Source organism: Mycobacterium sp. 2YAF39, assembly GCF_052114565.1.
Lineage (GTDB): Bacteria > Actinomycetota > Actinomycetes > Mycobacteriales > Mycobacteriaceae > Mycobacterium.
The window spans coordinates 251,469-272,049 of the sequence record NZ_JBFREZ010000003.1 but is presented as its reverse complement, the minus strand read 5'-3'; the positions used below and the strand labels follow the sequence as shown (position 1 = coordinate 272,049).

The 20,581-nt window shown below is 65.4% G+C and carries 19 protein-coding genes, 2 tRNA genes and 1 pseudogene; 14 read left to right on the top strand and 8 right to left on the bottom strand.

Annotated features, from left to right (window positions below; genetic code table 11):
- Positions 1-66: 66 nt before the first annotated feature.
- Entirely contained in the window at positions 67-540 is a 474-nt protein-coding gene (gene bcp / locus AB4Z42_RS10680; protein ID WP_442009131.1) for a thioredoxin-dependent thiol peroxidase, read from the bottom strand.
- A 113-nt stretch (positions 541-653) separates the two neighbouring features.
- Between bcp and AB4Z42_RS10675 the strand changes: the two genes are divergently transcribed.
- Positions 654-881 (top strand): DUF3618 domain-containing protein, encoded by a 228-nt coding sequence (locus AB4Z42_RS10675; protein ID WP_442009130.1) that lies wholly within the window; start codon positions 654-656, stop codon positions 879-881.
- A gap of 567 nt (positions 882-1,448) precedes the next feature.
- Here AB4Z42_RS10675 and AB4Z42_RS10670 read toward each other — a convergent pair.
- Complete coding sequence (locus tag AB4Z42_RS10670) at positions 1,449-2,282, bottom strand: siderophore-interacting protein (RefSeq protein ID WP_442009129.1); 834 nt, start codon at positions 2,280-2,282, stop codon at positions 1,449-1,451.
- A 65-nt stretch (positions 2,283-2,347) separates the two neighbouring features.
- Positions 2,348-2,420 (bottom strand) — tRNA-Lys (locus AB4Z42_RS10665).
- 145 nt (positions 2,421-2,565) lie between these two features.
- Here AB4Z42_RS10665 and AB4Z42_RS10660 point away from each other — a divergent pair.
- Together AB4Z42_RS10660 and AB4Z42_RS10655 are read left to right on the top strand one after the other, a co-directional pair.
- A complete protein-coding gene (locus AB4Z42_RS10660; RefSeq protein WP_442009128.1) occupies positions 2,566-3,786 on the top strand; it encodes a L,D-transpeptidase in 1,221 nt (406 codons plus the stop codon).
- Between the two features lie 19 nt (positions 3,787-3,805).
- The gene (locus AB4Z42_RS10655) at positions 3,806-4,450 is read left to right on the top strand and encodes a hypothetical protein (protein ID WP_442009127.1); all 645 of its coding nucleotides are present in this window, start codon (positions 3,806-3,808) and stop codon (positions 4,448-4,450) included.
- 55 nt (positions 4,451-4,505) lie between these two features.
- On the opposite strand, the gene AB4Z42_RS10650 is transcribed toward AB4Z42_RS10655, so the two are convergent.
- Both AB4Z42_RS10650 and orn read right to left on the bottom strand, forming a co-directional pair.
- A tRNA-His gene (locus tag AB4Z42_RS10650) sits at positions 4,506-4,578 on the bottom strand.
- A 31-nt stretch (positions 4,579-4,609) separates the two neighbouring features.
- On the bottom strand, positions 4,610-5,257 hold the full coding sequence (orn, locus tag AB4Z42_RS10645; RefSeq protein WP_442009126.1) for an oligoribonuclease: 648 nt from the start codon (positions 5,255-5,257) through the stop codon (positions 4,610-4,612).
- A 79-nt stretch (positions 5,258-5,336) separates the two neighbouring features.
- On the opposite strand from orn, the gene AB4Z42_RS10640 reads away from it, so the two are divergent.
- Complete coding sequence (locus AB4Z42_RS10640) at positions 5,337-6,935, top strand: helicase HerA-like domain-containing protein (protein ID WP_442009125.1); 1,599 nt, start codon at positions 5,337-5,339, stop codon at positions 6,933-6,935.
- Here AB4Z42_RS10640 and cmrA read toward each other — a convergent pair.
- Positions 6,932-7,738 (bottom strand): mycolate reductase, encoded by an 807-nt coding sequence (gene cmrA, locus AB4Z42_RS10635; RefSeq protein WP_442009124.1) that lies wholly within the window; start codon positions 7,736-7,738, stop codon positions 6,932-6,934. The genes AB4Z42_RS10640 and cmrA overlap by 4 nt on opposite strands.
- A gap of 25 nt (positions 7,739-7,763) precedes the next feature.
- On the opposite strand from cmrA, the gene AB4Z42_RS10630 reads away from it, so the two are divergent.
- Positions 7,764-9,083 carry an MFS transporter gene (locus tag AB4Z42_RS10630; RefSeq protein ID WP_442009123.1) on the top strand — a complete coding sequence of 440 codons (1,320 nt, stop codon included), beginning with the start codon at positions 7,764-7,766 and terminating at the stop codon, positions 9,081-9,083.
- Here AB4Z42_RS10630 and AB4Z42_RS10625 read toward each other — a convergent pair.
- Positions 9,080-9,877 (bottom strand): MmpS family transport accessory protein, encoded by a 798-nt coding sequence (locus AB4Z42_RS10625; protein WP_442009122.1) that lies wholly within the window; start codon positions 9,875-9,877, stop codon positions 9,080-9,082. The two genes, AB4Z42_RS10630 and AB4Z42_RS10625, sit on opposite strands and share 4 nt — an antisense overlap.
- Positions 9,878-9,993: 116 nt before the next feature.
- Here AB4Z42_RS10625 and AB4Z42_RS10620 point away from each other — a divergent pair, with 116 nt between their 5' ends.
- The 3 genes from AB4Z42_RS10620 (at position 9,994) to AB4Z42_RS10610 (ending at position 12,374) form a co-directional block, all read left to right on the top strand.
- Positions 9,994-11,871 (top strand): alpha/beta fold hydrolase, encoded by a 1,878-nt coding sequence (locus tag AB4Z42_RS10620; RefSeq protein WP_442009121.1) that lies wholly within the window; start codon positions 9,994-9,996, stop codon positions 11,869-11,871.
- A 98-nt stretch (positions 11,872-11,969) separates the two neighbouring features.
- Positions 11,970-12,179: a hypothetical protein gene (locus AB4Z42_RS10615; protein WP_083153336.1), complete on the top strand. Its 210-nt coding sequence runs from the start codon at positions 11,970-11,972 to the stop codon at positions 12,177-12,179.
- Positions 12,180-12,218: 39 nt separating this feature from the next.
- On the top strand, positions 12,219-12,374 hold the full coding sequence (locus tag AB4Z42_RS10610; protein ID WP_442009120.1) for a DUF6131 family protein: 156 nt from the start codon (positions 12,219-12,221) through the stop codon (positions 12,372-12,374).
- Here the strand turns inward: AB4Z42_RS10610 and AB4Z42_RS10605 are convergent.
- Entirely contained in the window at positions 12,371-13,006 is a 636-nt protein-coding gene (locus AB4Z42_RS10605) for an SACE_7040 family transcriptional regulator (RefSeq protein ID WP_442009119.1), read from the bottom strand. The two genes, AB4Z42_RS10610 and AB4Z42_RS10605, sit on opposite strands and share 4 nt — an antisense overlap.
- Before the next feature lie 96 nt (positions 13,007-13,102).
- Here AB4Z42_RS10605 and AB4Z42_RS10600 point away from each other — a divergent pair, with 96 nt between their 5' ends.
- From AB4Z42_RS10600 to pdhA, 6 genes and pseudogenes are all read left to right on the top strand, one after another.
- Positions 13,103-14,653 carry a carboxyl transferase domain-containing protein gene (locus tag AB4Z42_RS10600; protein ID WP_442009118.1) on the top strand — a complete coding sequence of 517 codons (1,551 nt, stop codon included), beginning with the start codon at positions 13,103-13,105 and terminating at the stop codon, positions 14,651-14,653.
- A pseudogene (locus AB4Z42_RS10595) lies at positions 14,544-16,604 on the top strand (ATP-binding protein); the annotation flags it as partial. The gene AB4Z42_RS10600 and the pseudogene AB4Z42_RS10595, both read left to right, overlap by 110 nt.
- Before the next feature lie 85 nt (positions 16,605-16,689).
- A complete protein-coding gene (locus tag AB4Z42_RS10590) occupies positions 16,690-17,850 on the top strand; it encodes an acyl-CoA dehydrogenase family protein (protein ID WP_442009117.1) in 1,161 nt (386 codons plus the stop codon).
- Positions 17,847-18,335 carry a MaoC family dehydratase gene (locus AB4Z42_RS10585; RefSeq protein ID WP_442009116.1) on the top strand — a complete coding sequence of 163 codons (489 nt, stop codon included), beginning with the start codon at positions 17,847-17,849 and terminating at the stop codon, positions 18,333-18,335. The genes AB4Z42_RS10590 and AB4Z42_RS10585 overlap by 4 nt, the downstream gene beginning before the upstream one ends.
- Entirely contained in the window at positions 18,335-19,153 is an 819-nt protein-coding gene (locus tag AB4Z42_RS10580) for an HpcH/HpaI aldolase/citrate lyase family protein (protein ID WP_442009115.1), read from the top strand. Before AB4Z42_RS10585 ends, AB4Z42_RS10580 begins: the two co-directional genes overlap by 1 nt.
- A gap of 233 nt (positions 19,154-19,386) precedes the next feature.
- On the top strand, positions 19,387-20,496 hold the full coding sequence (gene pdhA / locus AB4Z42_RS10575; RefSeq protein WP_442009114.1) for a pyruvate dehydrogenase (acetyl-transferring) E1 component subunit alpha: 1,110 nt from the start codon (positions 19,387-19,389) through the stop codon (positions 20,494-20,496).
- Positions 20,497-20,581 lie beyond the last annotated feature (85 nt).

The window sequence follows — 20,581 nt, the reverse complement described above, 5'->3', positions numbered from 1 at the left end:
CCCGAGACAACGTTGTCTCACGTCGCAGCCGATTATGGCCTACCGCTTCGCTTTTTGGCTAGCTAGTCAGACGGACAGATCGCGTCGCAGCTTGGCCACGTGGCCGGTGGCGCGGACGTTGTACTGCGCCTCGGCGATCTTGCCCTTCTCATCGACCACGAACGTCGAGCGGATCACACCCTGAACGGTCTTTCCGTACATCATCTTCTCGCCGAAGGCGCCCCACGCCGTCAGGACTTCGCGGTCGGGGTCTGAGAGCAGCGGGAAGGCCAACTTCTCTTTGTCGCGAAACTTGGCGAGCTTCTCGGGCTTGTCGGGCGAGATACCGATGACGTCCAGCCCGGCTCCGTTCAGCTCGCCGAGGCTGTCGCGAAAATCGCATGCCTGTTTGGTGCAGCCCGGCGTCGATGCGGCGGGGTAGAAGTACACGATGACCTTGCGGCCCTTGTAGTCGGAGAGCTTGACGGTCTTACCGTCGGCGTCGGGCAGGCTGAACCCGGGGGCTTTGTCGCCCACCTCGAGTCGCGGAGTCTGTGGCACGCGTACGGATCCCCTCTCATGGACCTGTGCACTTCGATTAGTGCGAGCTGATCTAGGGTAGTTGCGCAAGGCACCAGACTTGGCGCTGGGCTTGGAGCGTATGGAGGTTGGAAGTGGCGGACCGCGACCCCGACACGATCAAGCAGGAGATCGACGAGGCCCGCGACAAGCTGGCGTTGACGGTGGACTCCTTGGCTGAGCGCGCGAACCCGCGCCGGATCGCCGACGATGTGAAGTCCGGGCTGTTGAGGTTCGTCAAACAACCGGTCGTCGCCATCTCGCTGGCGGGCGTCGGTGCTGTGGCGGTCGTGATTGTGGTCCGCCGGATCAGGCAGCGCTGAGGCGGTCGGTCAGCGACGGCGGCCGAAGCGGAACAGGTCGGCGAACCAAGGGGTAGGCGGATTGGCCACACGGCCGATGCGGCTGCAATTGTGCACCGCGATAGGACCCTGTGCAGTTACCTCATCGTCGGCCTGGGCGCCTGCCGCGCCAGATCCGAACGATGCGCCAATCTGCGACATCAGCTAAGTCCTCGTCTCGTAGTACCGACCGCCCCCATCGTACCGAAGCACATACGGTCAGCTAACGCGGACTCTAGCACCAATGGGCCACTTCTGGCAGCTCGAAACCGGACAATCTGTGGATAGCTTTGCGTCCGCAACGACCATCTTCCCTGCGTAATCCGTACGATAACCAGACTTATGTAAGTTCCAGCACACATCGATTTGGGCAAATGCGGAGCCTGCCTAACGTATTTACGCAGGCGTAAGCCGCAACCATCCTAGGGTTCGTTGGGCCAGGGGTGTCAAAGGGGCTGCGATCCCTGCTGACCGCAAAGAAAATGAGCGCTGCTCGGGGGCGCGCTCTGCCCACCGCTGACTGGGTACGTGATTGAACGGTCACGGTGCCTAGAGGCCGACCCGTTCCAGAGCTTCGTCGAACTCCTCGGAGGCGACTTTGGCGCCTTTACCGTCCGCCAAGGCCCGCACGTAGACGGCGACGACCTCGTCTTCGATTTCGGCGAACTTCGCGTCCCATGTCTCGGAGTCGAACCGCCAGTAGCCGACGATGTCGAGTTGGTCGATGGTCCAGCCGAAGCCACGGAAGTGCTTGCGCACCGCACGCGATTCGGCGGCCTCACCCGCGAACCAGCAGTAGCCGCGCCCATCGGGCAGCTGATAGTCGCGGACCATCTCGGCGAGGCGGCTCGGAGCGCGGCCGTTTCCGGTGCCGATGCTGGGGACGACACGCACCTGCGGATGCCCGGGCAGGTACTCCAGGTCGTCACGATCGGCGACCTCGACGATCGCCGTCACCGCCGAATCTGCGGGCAGCTCCTCGATGATGCGGGCGACGGCGGGCAGGCCCGACAGATCCGCGGCCAGCAGCTGCCAATCGCTGGTCGCCGGCGGCCGGTACCACGACCGGGCGTGGTCGAGACCGACCCGGTCGCCGGGACGGGCGCCTGCGGCCCAGGATGTGCCGAGGCCGCGCGCGTGCAGGAAAACATCGAGCGTGATGAGGTCGGTCGCGTGGTGGCGTACCGAGTAGTTGCGCCCCTCGGAATTCGGGTCGATGTGGGTCGTGCCGTCGGCTGCGGTGACGGGAAAGTACACGCCCACAGCGGAATCGGCGGCCGGCTTCACGTCGAGGGTTGCGGGATCGTCGACCTGCAGAACGATTCGCTGCAGCCGAGGGGTCAACGAAACCACTTCGGTGACGAAACCCGAGGTGAAGCTCACCGAGGTTAGGCTACCCTAAGCATCTTGGAGCATCGGAGCCCGACGAATTGGCGAGGCCTGTGTTGTGCGCCGTCAGGGTTTCGAACCCCGGACCCGCTGATTAAGAGTCAGCTGCTCTACCAACTGAGCTAACGGCGCTGCGTGTGCGACAATAACAGGCCCCGCGGCACAGGGTGAAATCCCACTCGTCACCGCTGGAGGGCCATCTCGTCCTGATGCCCCCAGTCGGGGGTTGCCCCTAGAATATTGCCAAGAGTCGTCCCTTCGTGAGGTGGAGCAAACAATGTGGCAGGTCAGGTCCGTGGCCGGTCCGCGTCGCAATCGTCGATGGTTGATTGCTATCGCACTCATTCCCGCAGTCGTGCTGGGGATGTCGGCGTGCAGCACCAAGTCCGCGCCGCCGGCGCCCCAGGTCATCACCGATAAGGGCACCCCTTTCGGCGACCTGCTGGTCCCCAAGCTGGCGGCGTCGGTGAAGGACGGGGACGTCGGCGTCAGCGTCGACGCACCTGTGACCGTCAGCGCTGAGGACGGCGTGCTCGGCGCTGTCTCCATGGTCAACGAAGACGGCAGCCCCGTCGAAGGCAAGCTCAGCAAGGACGGTCTGCAGTGGGCCACCGCCGAGCCGCTCGGCTACAACAAGCGCTACACGCTGACCGCGGAAGCACTCGGACTCGGCGGTGCCACGTCGAGGGAGATGACCTTCGAAACGCACTCGCCGGAGAACCTCACGATGGCGTACGTGGTGCCCAGCGAGGGCGAGGTCGTGGGTATCGGCCAGCCGGTGGCCGTGCAGTTCGACGAGAACATTCCGAACCGGTTGGCCGCCCAGCAGGCCATCAAGATCAAGACCAATCCGCCCGTCGAGGGTGCCTTCTACTGGCTGAACAACCGCGAAGTGCGTTGGCGCCCAGCCAGTTACTGGAAGCCGGGTACGACGGTCGATGTGGCGGTCAACACCTACGGCGTCGACCTGGGTGACGGATTGTTCGGCCAGGAGAACATCACCACGCACTTCAGCATCGGCGACGCGATGATCACCCGCATCGACGACAACACCAAGACCATGACGGTGACGCGCAACGGCGAAGTGATCAAGACGATGCCCGTTTCTATGGGCAAGGACAGCACGCCGACCAACAACGGCACCTACGTCGTCGGCGACCGCCGGTCGCACATGGTGATGGATTCGTCCACCTACGGCGTGCCGTCGAACTCACCCAACGGCTACCGCACCGAGGTGGACTGGGCCACGCAGATCTCCTACAGCGGGATCTACGTGCACGCCGCACCCTGGTCAGTGGGTAGCCAGGGTTACAGCAACGTCAGCCACGGATGCGTCAACGTGAGCTCCAGCAACGGCGAGTGGTTCTACGACAACTCCAAGCGGGGTGACATCGTCGAAATCACGAACACCGTCGGCTCGATCCTGCCGGGCACCGAGGGGCTGGGCGACTGGAACATCCCGTGGCCGCAGTGGAAGACGGGCAACGCGAACCTCTGACATGTTCCGATTGGCCGCGATGCCCGCAGCGGTGTGTGTCGCGGCCCTGACGGTGGCTTGCACGTCGGTTATCAGCGGTTCGCCGCAGTCCGTCAGCGGCGAAGCGCCGCAGAAATTGGAATTCACCGCCGTGACCGCATCGATGTTCGTGGATCGGTCCGCTGTACCGAACAGTCCCGCAACGGAATTCACGCCGCCAAGCGTCGAGAGCGTTTCGCCGGAGCCGAACGAGCCGGTCGATCCGCCTGAGTGCGGGCCGCTCTTTTGGGGGCCCCAGGCCACTCAAGCAGGATCCGCGACTTGGACGACGTCGACGACCAGCGACACCTCGGCGGTCGAGGAACTCAGAGTCTTCAACCTGTTTCTCACCGTGCCCACTGAACGGCCGGATTTGGAGAGCCTGGTCGGCCCGTGCGCATCGGTTGAGTTTGAAGAAATCGTGACGACGGTCGAGCCGCTGAATGTGCCTGGGCTGCCCAGTGGCTCCCTGCCGACCCGGATCGCCACCGAGGGAGCCGACGGCGCCAGCATCATCGGACTGTGCCGTGGCCTGTATGTCTCCGTGGCCTTCACGCAGAAGCCAGGCGGCGACCTCTCGTCCGACGATGTGGACGCGCTGGCGAAGCTGTACACCGCGCAGGTGGCGAAGCTCGAGGCGATCTGAGCCCCGAGACAAACATCGCCCCAACCGACTGTCGGTGGGGCGATGTTTTCATCGGGGTGGCTGACGGGGCTCGAACCCGCGACTTCCAGGATCACAACCTGGTGCTCTACCAGCTGAACTACAGCCACCATCGCCGCAGCATCTGCGGCGTCGTCGATCCTAACCGCTAGGGCGCTCGGCAGCCGAATCGATATCCGAAGAGTCGCCCGCCGGCGGCCCCAGTTGCTCGGCGACCACGGCGATCTCACTGGTCGACGGCCCGGGCGGCGCGACGAAGGCGGTCTGACGGTAGTACTTGAGCTCGCGGATCGACTCGTGGATGTCGGCGAGCGCACGGTGGGCCAGCCCCTTCTCGGGTTGGCCGAAGTAGATACGCGGATACCAGCGCCGGCACAGCTCTTTGATGGAGCTGACGTCGATCATGCGGTAGTGCAGGAAGTCGTCGAGCTTGGTCATGTCCCGCGCGATGAAGCCGCGATCGGTGGCGATCGAATTGCCGGCGAGGGGAGCGGTCTTGGCCTGCTTGACGTGTGTGCGGATGTAGTCGAGCACCAGGCCCTCGGCCTCTGCCAAGTCGACCGTCGCCGCCCGCACCTCCTCGGTGAGGCCCGAGCGGGCGTGCATGTCCTTGACCACGTCGACCATCGACGACAGCGCCTCGTCGTCGGCGTGGATCACCACGTCGATGCCGTCGCCGAGAATGTTGAGGTCGGCGTCGGTGACGAGCACCGCGATCTCGATGAGCTTGTCCGTCGACAGGTCCAGCCCGGTCATCTCACAGTCGATCCACACGAGTTCGTCACGCACGCTGGTCCTTCCCGTCCTCCCCTGCACTTCGGGCGTGGGCCCATTGCCCGCCCAGATGATCACAGTACTGTTTTCGAGCATGACGACTGAGTCGAGCGCCACCCCCGCACAGGTGATCGCCGCCGGATACGCCATCGAGGGCCAGGCCCTGGACCTTGGATCCGTCGTCGTCGATGGCGTCTGCGACCCGACCGCGCAGGTCCGCATCCCGCTGGCCACGGTCAATCGGCACGGCCTGATCGCGGGCGCCACGGGTACCGGTAAGACGAAGTCGCTGCAGGTGATCGCCGAGCAGCTGTCCGCAGCCGGGGTGCCGTGCCTGATGGCCGACGTCAAGGGCGATCTGTCGGGGCTGTCGCGGCCCGGCGAACCAGGCGAGAAGACCGCGCAGCGCGCCACCGACACCGGTGACGATTGGACGCCGACGGCGTATCCGGTCGAGTTCCTGTCGCTGGGCACCAACGGTATCGGCGTGCCGGTGCGCGCGACCATCTCCAGCTTCGGACCGATTCTGCTGTCAAAAGTGCTGGGGCTCAACCAAACTCAGGAGTCGACACTCGGCCTGATTTTCCATTGGGCCGACCAGAAGGCCCTGCCGCTGCTGGACCTGAAAGATCTGCGCGCGGTCATCCAGTACCTCACCGGCGACGAGGGCAAGCCGGAGCTCAAGGCGCTCGGCGCGGTATCCAAGACCACCGCAGGCGTCATCCTGCGGGCCCTGGTCAACCTCGAGGCCGACGGTGGCGACACATTCTTCGGCGAGCCCGAGTTGGAGCCCAAGGACCTGATGCGCGTCGACGCCCAGGGCCGCGGCATCATCACGCTGCTCGAGGTCGGGGAGCAGGCCGCGCGGCCGGTGATGTTCTCGACGTTCCTGATGTGGGTGCTCGCGGACCTGTTCACAACGCTGCCCGAGGTGGGCGACGTCGACAAACCGAAGCTCGTCTTCTTCTTCGACGAGGCGCACCTGCTCTTCACCGATGCGTCCAAGGCCTTCCTCGAGCAGGTCGAGCAGACCGTGAAGTTGATCCGGTCCAAGGGCGTCGGCGTGTTCTTCTGCACCCAGTTGCCCACGGACGTGCCCAACGCGGTGCTCTCACAGCTGGGTGCGCGAATTCAGCATGCGTTGCGCGCGTTCACCCCCGATGACCAGAAGGCGCTCGCCAAGACCGTACGCACCTATCCGAAAACCGATGCCTACGACCTGGAGAGCGCGTTGACCTCGCTGGGTATCGGCGAGGCGATCGTCACGGTGCTGTCGGAGAAGGGCGCGCCGACACCCGTGGCGTGGACCAGGATGCGGGCACCGCGATCGCTGATGGACACCATCGGGCCCGAGGCGATCGCGGCGGCGGCGAAGGCCAGCCCCCTGCAGGCCGAGTACGGCCAGACGGTGGATCGCGATTCCGCCTACGAGCGGTTGACCGCCAAATTGGCGCCGCCGCCTGCCGCGCCACCGCCGGCCGCCGACCCGCGGCTGCCTCCACCCCTGCCGGTCGACGTCGGGGGCGCGACCGCCTCGGGCGAGGTGAAGAGCCGCGGAACCGCCGAGCCCGGAATGTTGGACAAGGCCATGGACAGCCCGGCGTTCAAGAGCATGCTGCGATCGGCGGGCACGGTGATCGGCCGCGAGATAACCCGCAGCATCTTCGGCACCGGCCGACGTCGCAGGCGTTAACCGCCGCCGAGTCGCTTGTACACGGCGCCGACGATCGGCGTCACGATCGCGCGCGGGCTGTAACCGGTGGCCACCGACATCGCCTTGCTGGTGGCGCCGGGAATGATCCGCATCTTGTTGCGCTCCAGGCCATCCAGCGAAATCTTGGCCGTGTACTCCGTCGAGATCCAGAGGAAGTCGGGAATCAGCTTCTCCACCAGCGATTGTTCGTGCGCATCGGGCAGCGTCTCGCGCACCGGTCCCGGCGCGAGCACCGTGACGTGCACACCGGCGCGCTTGAGCTCACCGCGCAGCGACTCGCTGAACGTGTTGACGAACGCCTTGCTCGCCGCATAGGTGGCGTTGTTCGGAATCGGCGAATTACCCGCCACGGAACCGGAAATCAGGATCCCGCCTGCCTTGCGTTCCACCATCCCCGGTACCACCGCGAGCACAAGGTCGTGCACGCCAAGGACATTCAGCTGAACCTGTGCCTTCTCGCCGTCCGGATCGAGTGCCGCGATGGGTCCGAACGTTCCGGTGCCCGCATTGGCGCAGAGGATCGAGATGTTGCGGGCGGCCAGTTCGTCGCAGAACTTGCCGCGGTCAGCCGGATCGGCGAGGTCGACCGGACGTACCTCGACAGTCACGCCGTACTGCCCGGTGATGCGGTCCGCGAGTGCCCGCAACACCTCTTCGCGCCGAGCGGTGATGATCAGATGGTGCCCGCGGGACGCGAGCTCGATCGCCAGCGCTTCGCCGATGTTCTGCGATGCGCCGGTGACGACAGCACGGGCATCCGCGCTGGGAGCGGGGACTGGCATGCGCGGCACTATATCGTGGGCCAGCATGAGCCAACCGCGGTCGTCGGCGCCTGCCGCGCGACGATCGCAGATCCTGTGGTGGGCACTGTGGGATTTCGGCTCGACGGGTTTGAACGCCGTCGTCGTGACCTTCGTGTTCACGATCTATCTCACCAACGCCGTCGGCGACGGTCTGCCCGGTGGTATCAGCCCGACAAGCTGGCTTGGATGGGCATTGGGCGCCGCCGGCCTGATGGTCGCCGTGCTGGCCCCGGTCACGGGGGTGTGGGTCGACGCGCCGTGGCGGCGGCGGAACACGCTTGCCGTTCTCAGCGCGCTGTCGATCGCGTTCACGCTGGCGATGAGCGTGGTCCGCGAGGACTACCACTATCTGGCGCTCGGCCTCGTGTTGGTGGCCGCTGTCTCGGCGTGCAACGACGTGGCCACCGTCCCGTACAACGCGATGCTGCGCCAGCTCTCCACCCCTCAGACGTCAGGCCAGATCTCCGGATTCGGCATGGGCTTAGGGTATTTCGGCAGCGTTGTATTGCTGTTGGTGGTGTACTTCGGGTTCGTCTCCGGCGATGGCGACCACACCGGTCTGCTGAATCTTCCTGCTGCCGACGGGCAAAACGTCCGCACTGCGATGGTCTTCAGTGCCATCTGGTTCGCGCTGTTCGCGTGGCCGCTGATCGTTTCCGCGGCCAGTCCGAAGCCGGGCTCCGTGCGGCCCACCGAGCCCGTCGGGTTCTTCCGCGGGTATCGCAAGCTGTGGGACGAGATCCGCAGCGAATGGCGCCGCGACCACAACGTCGTCTACTACCTGATGGCCAGCGCGGTGTTCCGCGACGGACTCACAGGAGTCTTCGCCTTCGGCGCGGTGCTGGGAGTCAAGGTCTACGGCGTCTCGCCTGCCGACGTACTGCTGTTCGGGGTGAGCGCCAGTGTCATCGCCGCCATCGGGGCGATCATCGGCGGTTGGCTCGACGACCGGTTCGGCGCCAAGCCGGTCATCGTCGCCGCGCTGACGGCGATGATCATTGTCGCCCTGGTCCTCATGACTCTCTCTGGCGTACTGGCGTTCTGGGTCTGCGGGCTGCTGCTGTGCCTGTTCCTCGGGCCGACGCTGTCCGCCGCACGGACGCTGATGCTGCGTATGTCGGCGGACGGCAAGGAGGGCATCGCGTTCGGCCTCTACACCACCACAGGGCGCGCGGTGTCGTTCCTGGCGCCCGTCATGTTCTCGACGTTCATCGCCGTATTCGGCACCGACCGCGCCGGGATGGGTGGGCTCATCGTCGTGCTGACAGCAGGGCTGCTGGGCATGCTGGCGGTGAAGACGCCAGGCCGGGTCGCCGCGGCCTAGCGCATCGCCGTGCAGATCGTCAGGCCTGAACCTGTTCGCTGCTCGACCGTGGCGCCGTTGATGGAGATCGAGCAGTTCAGTTCGCGGCCGACGTTGATGATGCTGATGCTCGCGGAAGCGTTTGCAGGCTCCGGCAATTGGACTTCTTTGCTCCACGGCAGCAGGACGTTGAACTCCGTCTGGAGCAGCCCGCCGTTATCGACATAGGTGATGTTGATGGCCCGGCCCTGCCCGCTGACGTCGTAGACGACGGACTCCGTCGGGCCGGGTGCGGTGGAACCGGTGGTCGGCGGCACCGACGGCTGGGTCGGAAGGGGGAGCACGGGAACGCTGGGGGTGCGCGACGTCGTGGTCGGAGCTCGTGTAGAGCTGGGCTCGGGCAGCGACGGCGGCGGGGCGACGACCGTCTCCTGACGCGAACTGCTGTCGTAGACGATGACCAGTGCGATCACCAGGCCGATGACCGCCAGCACCGCGGTCGTGGCCAGCACCCACAGCCAGCGGGGCGACTTCGGTTCCTCCGGCGGCGGTTCCCCGGAGTCTCCCGGCGGATACTGCCCGCCGTATTGGCCGTACTCCCCGGTCGCGTAGGGATCGTAGCCATACGGCGAGTACGCGGGCAGGTGCTCGGTCGGGGTCGGGGCGGGCGCCTGATAGGCGGGTCCGTATGGGGCCTGGCTCGCATACGCCGGATCGGTGTACCCCGGGTAGGTATTGCCCAGGGGTTGCGTGGGGGCAGGCCCCTCGCGGAAGCCTGGCTGCCCCTCACCTCCGCGGTGTGGTGGATCGGTCATACCCGCCTCATGGCTGCGAGGGTACCTGTGCAGACGCTCAGACCGGCGGATCAGTCGACCGCGCTGTCACCAGCACCACGTTTACCGCCCACGACCTCGGTTTACTCTTGGTCCCGATGGCACAGCAGGTTCGGCGCGTCTATGGCGCATCGATGTCCCCGGACGCCACCGCGTTCGCGCACCTCGTCGACGACGGAGGATATCCGCGCGCGGTGCAGCGATTCCTGCGCGGTTGGCGGGCGAGTTCCTCCCGCGACGTCGAACTGCCCGTCGAGGGGCCCGTGACCCGGGTCATGCACTCCGCCGATGGGCACTGGCTCGCATGTGAGGTCGCTCCCGAAGGCGGGTCCAGAAGCCAGATCTGGGTGGTGACAACCGATCCCGACGACCGTGACGCCCGCCGTATCGACAACTGGCCCCTGGGAGCGCCCGATGGCACCGCGGAACTGATCGGTTGGGACGGCACCCGGGTCGCGGCGATCCTGACCGGCGACGACGGCATCGGCAGCTCATGCCTGATCGATCCTGCCGACGGGACAACGGTGGTGCTCGACCGGCGTTCGGGCGGCAGGCTGGTCGATGCGTGGGCGGGAGCATCGCTCGTGCGGGTGGGGCCCCGCGGCTACCGCGATCTCATCATGTTGCGCGGCCTGACCGAAATCGCCTTGCTGCCTTACGATCCCGGGTCAACAACCGACAGCGGGATCATCCTCGACGACCACGGTCCCCGCCGTCTTCGTTCCGGCCTGGAGGGTGAATCCTACGAGCTGTATCAGCCCGCCGGCTCGTACGGCGTCAACAGCACCGAGGGGTACGTGCGCGCGTTGATCCGCAGCGAGAACGGTGCCGAACACGCCCGGCTGCTCGAGGTCACCACCACGTCCGACGGCGTGTCCTACCAGGTGATCGCCGAACGGCCGGGTTACGAACTCGACGAATTCACCGTCAGCGACGACCTCTCGACCGTAGCGATACTGTGGAACCTCAACGGCGCCAGCGAATTACAGATCCTCGAGCTCGCCGACTACACGGCCTACCCGCCGATCCCGCTGCCCGGGATGGTGGCCAGCGAGCTCAGCATCAGCGCAGGTGGGTCGATGCTGGCGATGACGGTCGAAAGCCCATCGATGCCCGCGACGGTCGAACTGGTCGATCCCCGTTCGCGCGAATGGGAGCCCGTCGATCGTGAGCCGAGCCTCGGTCCGGTGTCGGCCGATCCGACGTTGGAGACGATCACCGCGCGTGACGGCCTGACATTCACCGGGTGGCTCTTCCGGCCACCTGAGGGAATCGAGCAGATCGGCGCGATGCTCTTCCTGCACGGCGGACCCGAAGGCCAGGGCAGACCGGGCTACAACGAGTTCTTCCCGCCCCTGCTCGAGGCGGGCATTTCGGTGTTTCTCCCCAACGTGCGCGGCTCTGGCGGATTCGGCCGCTCGTTCATGCATGCCGACGACAAGGAGGGGCGCTTCGCTGCCATCGACGACGTCGCGGACGCCGTGAACTTCCTCGCCGAGAACGGCCATGCGGAGCGCGATCGCATCGCGTGTTGTGGTTGGTCCTACGGCGGCTACCTGACCCAGGCGGCGCTCACCTTTCATCCCCAACTGTTTGCCGCCGGCATCAGCATCTGCGGCATGAGCGATCTGAACACGTGGTACCGCAACACCGAACCGTGGATCGCCGCGGCCGCGTATCCGAAGTACGGCCATCCTGTCAGTGACCGCGACCTGCTCGAGAGGTTGTCCCCGTTGCAACGGGTGGAGGAGTTGACCGCACCACTGTTGCTCGTACACGGTGCGAACGACACCAATGTCCCCCCGGAAGAGTCGATGCAGATGTGTGTCGCGCTAAAGGCTCTCGGGCGCACCGTCGATCACCTGGTTTTCGACGACGACGGTCACGAAATCGACAAGCGGGAAAACCGAGCTGTACTGGTCAAGGCGATGCGCGAATGGCTTCTGACTGCCTTCGGGCCACGTCAGACGCCGTAGCCCAATCGTTGCCTTCTGCAGGTTTGGGGAAATTATCTGCAGGGTAAACACGCTGCGTGCGCGCCGATTTGGGGCGCGATTAGAGATGGAGGCGCAGCATGCGAGGCGGTGGGCTACTCGGAGTACTAGTGCTCATCTGGTTGCTGATCGGAGCTTTTGCGGCCTATCAGCGCGGTTACTTTGAAACTGGCGCTACCAATTGTGCGACCACGGGGAGCATCGCTCTCACCGTCGTCGTCGGCCCGCTGAACTACGCGGGTGTCAACCCCAAGGTGACGGACTGCAACATCCCACAACCCAGTCAATAGTCCACTGGCAGTTGCTAGTTCAAGAGAAAGGGATTAACGATGATTGTCTTGGGAATCATCCTGGCCGTACTCGGGTACATCCTCGGCATCAGCGTCTTGACGACGATCGGTGTCGTCCTGGTGGTCATCGGTGCAGTCTTCTGGATCCTCGGGTCCGTCGGACGCCCCGTCGGTGGCCGTCGAGCCTGGTACTAATCACGCACGGTCCCAGCGGCCGAGGTCAGCGCGGCAACCGTCATCGCTCGTAGGACGGCACGCTCGTTGGCCTCGGCCTTTTTGGTGGCACTGGGTTTCACCGAATGTGGTGTCGAATTGAGCAATCCGAACGTCGCATGCGCCATGAGGCGGGCATCGTCCTCGCCCAGCGACGAGTTCAACTGCCGCAACACATCCACCCACATCTCGACGTACTGTCGTTGAGCCCTACGAACCTGACGTTTGGCGGCCGGGGGCAGGTTGGGAAGGTCACGGTCCTGGATGCGGATCAGATCCGACTCGCCGAGCGCGAAGTCCAGATGAAAGTCGACCAGCCCGTCCAATGCGGATTCGGGATCGGCGGCGCGGGTGACGACGTCGGATGCGCCGGCAAGGAGTCGAGTGCTGATTCCCACCAGCAACTCGACGAGCAGCGCCTCCTTGTTGGGGAAGTGCCGGTAGATCGCAGGCCCGCTGACGCCGGCGGCGGCCCCGATGTCCTCGAGCCGGACCGCGAGATAGCCCCGTTCGGCGACCAGGCGTTCGGCTGCGGCGATAAGTTGCGTTCGGCGGTCCGATTTGGCCTTGCTGCGGCGCGTCGGGGTGATGACAGGCTCCGAAGTGGGGGCCATGGGCACCCTCCAAACGGGCTGGTGGACATTTCGGTTAATCGTGACTAACATACCATGAGTTAGTCATCATTAACTCAACCGAACGGGTTTTCTGCGATGACACCGCGGACTTCGTATCGCGACGACCACCTCGAATTGGTGGCGCAGTTGCGCGCCAAGCTTGCCGCCGCCGCGCTCGGTGGCTCGGAGCGCGCCCGCGAACGGCATGTCAGCCGGGGCAAGCTGCTTCCACGCGACCGCGTCGACGGCCTTCTCGACCCTGGCGGCCCGTTTCTCGAACTGACACCGCTTGCCGCCGACGGCATGTACGACGACGAATGTCCCGGCGCGGGCATGATCTCAGGCATCGGCCGCGTCTCAGGACGCGAGTGTGTGATCGTCGCCAACGATGCGACCGTCAAGGGCGGCACGTACTACCCGATCACCGTCAAGAAGCATCTACGTGCGCAGGAGGTCGCAGGGCAGAACCGGCTGCCCTGCATCTACCTGGTCGACTCCGGCGGGGCGTTCCTGCCGCGTCAGGACGAGGTGTTCCCCGACCGCGAGCACTTCGGGCGCATCTTCTACAACCAGGCCAACCTGTCCGCCGAGGGCATTCCTCAGATCGCAGCGGTGCTGGGCTCGTGCACCGCAGGCGGCGCGTATGTGCCCGCCATGAGCGACGAGGCGGTGATCGTCCGCAACCAGGGCACGATCTTCCTCGGTGGGCCGCCACTGGTGAAGGCCGCGACCGGCGAGATCGTCACCGCCGAAGACCTGGGCGGCGGCGATCTGCACTCCAGAACCTCCGGCGTCACAGACCATTTGGCGCACGACGACCGGGACGCTTTGCGCATCGTCCGGCGCATCGTGTCCACGCTCGGCCCGCGTGAAAAGCTGCCGTGGGACGTCAGGCCGACAGTCGACGCGGTTGCCGACCAGGCCGAGCTGTACGACGTGGTCCCGGTCGACTCGCGCGTTCCTTACGACGTCCACGAAGTGATCACCCGCATCGTGGACGGTGGCGAATTCGCGGAGTTCAAGGCCGAGTACGGCAACACGCTGGTGACCGGGTTCGCGCGCATCCACGGTCATCCCGTCGGTATCATCGCCAACAACGGCGTGCTGTTCAGTGAGTCCGCGCTGAAGGGCGCACATTTCATCGAACTCTGCGACAAGCGCAGTACGCCATTGCTGTTCCTGCAGAACATCTCCGGCTTCATGGTGGGCCGCGACTACGAGGCCGGGGGCATCGCCAAGCACGGCGCGAAAATGGTCACCGCGGTCGCCTGCGCGAGGGTGCCGAAGTTGACCGTGGTGATCGGTGGCTCTTACGGCGCGGGCAACTACTCGATGTGTGGTCGGGCGTACTCGCCACGCTTTCTGTGGATGTGGCCGAATGCCAGGATCTCGGTGATGGGTGGCGAACAGGCCGCGTCGGTACTCGCGACGGTACGCGGAGAGATGAGTCCGGAGGACGAGGAGAATTTCAAGGCGCCCATCCGCCAGCAGTACGAGGACCAGGGCAATCCGTACTACTCGACGGCGCGGCTGTGGGATGACGGCGTCATCGATCCAGCGGACACCAGAACTGTTCTGGGCCTGGCACTTTCAGTGGTCGGCCAGGCTCCGCTCGATCCGGTCTCCTACGGCGTCTTCCGGATGTGATGACATGATCGAAATCCAGACAGTCCTCATCGCCAACCGCGGCGAGATCGCGGTGCGCGTCATCCGCACGTTGCGTGCGATGGGTATTCGTTCCGTTGCGGTGTTCAGCGATGCCGACGCAGGAGCCCGCCACGTGTCCGAGGCCGATGTGGCCGTCAACATCGGCCCTGCAGCCGCCCGGGAGAGCTATCTCAACATCGACGCCGTGGTCGCGGCGGCGCAGCGCACCGGCGCGCAGGCGGTTCATCCCGGCTACGGGTTCCTCTCGGAGAACGCGCAGTTCGCCGCCGCATTGAAGGCGGCAGGCATCATCTTCATCGGCCCGCCCGTCGGCGCCATTCAGACCATGGGCGACAAGATCGCCGCGAAGGCCGCGGTGGCGGCATTCGGGGTACCCGTCGTTCCGGGGGTCTCGCGTCCAGGTCTCACCGATGCCGATCTGATCGCAGGCGCCGAAGAGGTCGGGTACCCGGTCCTGGTGAAGCCGTCTGCGGGCGGCGGCGGCAAGGGCATGCGTGTCGTGCACGAACCCTCGGAGTTGGCGCCCGCACTGACCAGCGCGCGCCGGGAGGCCGGCGCGGCGTTCGGTGACGACACGTTGTTCCTCGAGCGGTTCGTGCTGAACCCGCGCCACATCGAGGTTCAGGTGCTCGCCGATGGTCACGGCAACGTGGTGCACCTCGGCGAGCGGGAATGCAGCCTGCAGCGCCGGCATCAGAAGGTGATCGAAGAGTCGCCCTCGCCGCTGTTGGACCCCGCGACGCGGGCCCGTATCGGTGCCGCGGCCTGCGATACGGCACGCAGTGTGGAGTACACGGGTGCAGGCACAGTCGAGTTCATCGTGTCCGCTGACCGGCCCGACGAGTTCTTCTTCATGGAGATGAACACCCGTCTGCAGGTGGAGCATCCGGTGACCGAGATGGTGACCGGCATCGACCTCGTCGAGCAGCAGGTGCTCATCGCTGCCGGCCACAAGCTGCCAATCGCTCAGGATGACGTGACCTTGACCGGGCACGCCATCGAAGCGCGGGTCTACGCAGAGGACCCGGGTCGCGGCTTCCTGCCCACCGGCGGCACCGTTCTCGGCCTCGCCGAACCGTGCGGCCATGGGGTTCGCGTGGACTCCGGACTGGCCCGCGGCACGGTGGTCGGCAGTGACTACGACCCGATGCTGTCGAAGGTCATCGCATACTCCGACGACAGGGGCGGCGCCATTCGTTCGCTCGATACGGCCTTGGCGCACACCGCCGTACTCGGGGTGACCACGAACATCGAGTTCCTTCGATTTCTGCTTGCCGATTCCGACGTCGTCGCCGGAGATCTGGACACCGGACTCCTGGACCGTCGCATGCCCGACTTCAAGCCTGCGGAGCCCGGTGACCGCGAGCTGATCGCCGCCGCGGCGTACAAGTGGCTGCGCAACTGGCCCGACCCCGTCGCCGATCTGTGGGCGGTGCCGTCGGGCTGGCGGGTCGGAACACCGGCGCCGACCACGCTTCGGCTGCATTCCGGCGACCGCACCGACCATGTCTACCTCACCGGAACACCGGACGCCGCGACGGCGGTCATCGAAGACGGCGAAAGCCATTCGCTGTCAGCGACTCTCGCCGGGGACCTGCTCACGGTCACTGTTGATCAGCTGCGAACCGAGTACATGGTTGCGGCCACCGACGGACAGATCTGGTTGTCCGGCGCCGGGCTCACCGCCGTGATCGACGAGGTCCGCGAAGCGCCTGTGAGACCCGACGACGAACTCAGCGGCGACGCCGAACTGACCAGCCCCATGCCCGGTTCGGTTGTCGCGGTTGGTGTCTCCGACGGACAACACGTCGAAGCGGGAACCGTCGTGGTGACCGTCGAGGCCATGAAGATGGAACATGCCCTGACCGCGCCGGTCGAGGGCGTTGTCGAGCTGCTCGTCGCCGTGGGCGACCAGGTCAAGGTGGGCCAACCATTGGCGAAAGTCACCGTGGAGGCCACCCCAACGCAGAAGGAAGAGTCATGAGCATCAAGCGAGTAGCGGAGGCGGATCGCGCATGAGCAACAGTCTCGCGACGGGCATGTTGCCCGATCACTATGAGCAGCTTGCCAAGACGGTCCGCGACTTCGCGCAGAGTGTGGTGGCACCCGTGGCCGCCAAACACGACGAGGAACATTCGTTCCCGTACGAAGTCGTCTCGGGAATGGCGGACATGGGGCTGTTCGGTCTGCCGTTCCCCGAGGAATACGGCGGTATGGGCGGCGACTATTTCGCGCTGTGCCTGGCGCTCGAGGAACTCGGCAAGGTCGATCAGAGTGTGGCGATCACTCTGGAGGCCGGGGTGTCGCTGGGAGCCATGCCCGTGTACCGCTTCGGCAACGACGAACAGAAGCAGGAATGGCTGCCGCTGCTCGCGAGCGGAAAGGCGCTCGGCGCGTTCGGTCTTACCGAGGCGGGTGGCGGCACCGACGCGGGCGCGACCAAGACCACGGCCAAGCTTGACGACGGCCATTGGATCATCAACGGCTCCAAGCAGTTCATCACCAACTCGGGCACCGACATCACCAAGCTGGTCACCGTCACCGCTGTCACGGGTGAGACCGACGGCAAGAAGGAGATCTCGTCGATTCTGGTGCCTGTGCCCACACCGGGATTCACCGCCGAGCCGGCCTACAACAAGGTCGGATGGAACGCGTCGGACACCCACCCCTTGAGCTTCGACGACGTCCGGGTGCCGCAGGAGAACCTGCTGGGTGAACAAGGTCGCGGCTACGCCAACTTCCTGCGCATCCTCGACGAGGGCCGGATCGCCATCGCCGCCCTGTCCGTCGGCGCCGCGCAGGGATGTGTCGACGAATGTGTGAAATACGCGAAGGAGCGGGAGGCGTTCGGTCAGAAGATCGGCGCCTACCAGGCGATCGCGTTCAAGATCGCACGTATGGAGGCACGCGCACACGCCGCGCGCACCGCGTATTACGACGCGGCCGCACTCATGTTGGCGGGCAAGCCGTTCAAGAAGGCCGCGGCCATCGCCAAACTGGTGGCCAGCGAGGCCGCCATGGACAACTCACGCGATGCAACACAGGTCTTCGGCGGCTACGGCTTCATGAACGAGTATCCGGTGGCGCGTCACTACCGCGACAGCAAGATTCTCGAGATCGGCGAGGGGACAACGGAAGTGCAGCTGATGCTGATCGCGCGGGAGACTGGCGTATGACAGACAAAAAAGTCATAGTCCAGCGTGGCCTGTGGTTCGAGGAGTTCGAGACCGGTGTGCTTTATCAGCACAGGCCGGGACGCACGATCACCGAGGCGGACAACGTCCTGTTCACCACCCTGACCATGAACACCCAGGCCCTGCACCTCGATGCCGCATTCTCCGATGCGTTGCCTCCGTTCAACCAGCGGCTGGTGAATTCGATGTTCACGTTGTCGACTTTGGTCGGTCTGTCGGTGGCACAGCTGACCCAGGGCACGATCGTCGGAAACCTCGGTTTCGGCGAGGTCGCTTTCCCGAAGCCGCTTTTTCACGGTGACACGCTCTATGCCGAGACCGAGATCACCGAGAAGCGGGAATCGAAGAGCAGGCCGGGGGAGGGCATCGTCACCTTCTCGCACGTCGGGCGCAATCAGCACGGTGACGTCGTCGCGACCGCATCCCGCAAGACCATGGTTCGCAAGCGGCCCGAGGGGACGGCCTGATGTCATTGGGGAACAACGGTCCTGGTTGGCTGTTCTGTCCCGCGGATCGGCCGGAGCGATTCCAGAAGGCGGCGGCCGCGGCCGATGTCGTCATCCTCGACCTCGAGGATGGGGTGGCCGCCAAGGACAGGGAGATGGCGCGTCAGGCGCTGATCGACACACCTCTGGATCCTGCTCGCACCGTCATCCGCATCAACCCGAGCGCTACGGCCGACCATCAGTTGGATCTGGACGCGCTGTCGCGCACCGAATACACGGTCGTGATGCTGGCCAAGACCGAATCGCCCAGGCAGGTACGCGATCTCGCCCCGCGCGAAGTGGTTGTGCTCATCGAGACACCGTTGGGGGCAATCGAAGTCAACGAATTGGCGCGCATGGAGAATGCGTTTGCCGTGATGTGGGGTGCCGAGGATCTCTTCGCCGCCACCGGCGGTACCGCAAACCGCTGGCCAGACGGTAGCTATCGCGATGTGGCGAAGCTTGTGCGGTCGCAGAGCCTGTTGGCCGCCAAAGCGTTCGGGAAGCTGGCGTTGGACTCGGTGTATCTCGACATCAAAGATCTCGATGGGTTGCGGGCCGAGAGCGACGATGCCGTCGCAGTCGGGTTCGACGCCAAGGTCGCCATCCACCCGACACAGGTCGCGGTCATCCGGTCCGCCTACGCGCCAACCGACGAACAGGTCGATTGGGCGCGCCGGGTGCTCGAGGCGGCACGATCGCAGCGCGGAGTCTTCCAGTTCGACGGGCAGATGGTCGACATGCCGGTGCTGCGGCGGGCCGAGCGCATCATCGCTCTCACCCCGGAGAATCCCGCCTGAGAGCGGCGACACGTCCGCACGTCGGTTCGCGACGACAGGCTTCTCGTCCGCGGCGAAGGCATAATGGTGGATGCCCCAGTATTGCGGCGAGCTGAGCGCATCGTCGCGTTAGCGCCACACCCCGGCAGCTAGCGGACGAGCCCCCAACCAGGGGTTTTGCTCTGATCGCCTCGGTACTGAGCACCTCAGTCGCCTGACGGCGCGATCCGCCGCCAGTGACCCTAGGAGGCGGTATGGCGGGGATCGATGCGAGCATCCTGACGTCTGGGACACAGCCAGGCGTCGATTTGGAGCCGATACAGCTGGTGGCCCCCGACGGGACGCCGACCACCGAATCCCGGTACCGACGAGACCTCCCACCCGAGACCCTGGCCTGGCTCTACGAGTCGATGGTCGTGACCCGGGAACTGGACACCGAGTTCGTCAATCTGCAACGCCAGGGTCAGCTGGCGCTGTTCGCGTCGTGCCGTGGTCAGGAGGCCGCGCAGATCGGAACGACGGCGTGCCTGCACAAAACCGACTGGCTCTTCCCGCAGTACCGCGAGATCGGCGCGTTCCTGTTGCGCGGACTCACGCCGGCACAGATCGGCGCGGTCTGGCGGGGCAAGTGGCACGGGGGGCTGGGGTTCACCGAGAAGTGTGTCGCGCCGATCTCGATCCAGATCGGCACGCAAGGCCTGCACGCGGTCGGCGCGGCGATGGCGGCGCAGCGGCTGGGCGAGAACTCGGTGACGGTGGCCTTTCTCGGCGACGGCGCCACCAGTGAAGGCGATGCTCACGAGGCGCTGAACTTCGCGTCGGTGTTCAAGGCGCCGTGCGTATTCGTCGTGCAGAACAACCAGTGGGCGATATCGGTTCCCGTGAGCAGGCAGCTTGCCGGGCCGTCGATCGCGCACCGCGCCATCGGCTACGGCATGCCCGGCATCCGGGTGGACGGCAACGACGTGCTGGCCTGCTATGCGGTGACGGCCGAGGCCGCCAAGCGCGCCAGGGCCGGCGGCGGACCGACCCTCATCGAGGCGGTCACCTTCCGGATGGGGCCACACACCACGTCCGACGACCCGACCCGGTATCGATCCGACGAGGAAGTCGAACACTGGGCGGCACGCGATCCGATTCAGCGCTACCGCACCTACCTGCAAGCAGAAGGCGTATGGAGCGAGCGGCTCGAGGAACGGGTTGCCGCCAAGTCGAAGCGATTACGCACCGAACTCCGGGAGGCGGTTGTCGACGCCGACGACTTCGACATCACCGACGTGTTCGACACCGTCTACCACGACATCACCCCGGATCTGTCGGCACAGCGCGAGCAGATGCTGGCGGAGATCGCGAAGGAGGTGTGACGTGACTCAGATCATCGAGCGGCCAACGTTTCACGGCGACGACGAACCGGGCAGAGGGCAGGAACGAAGTGACCCGGGAAATAGC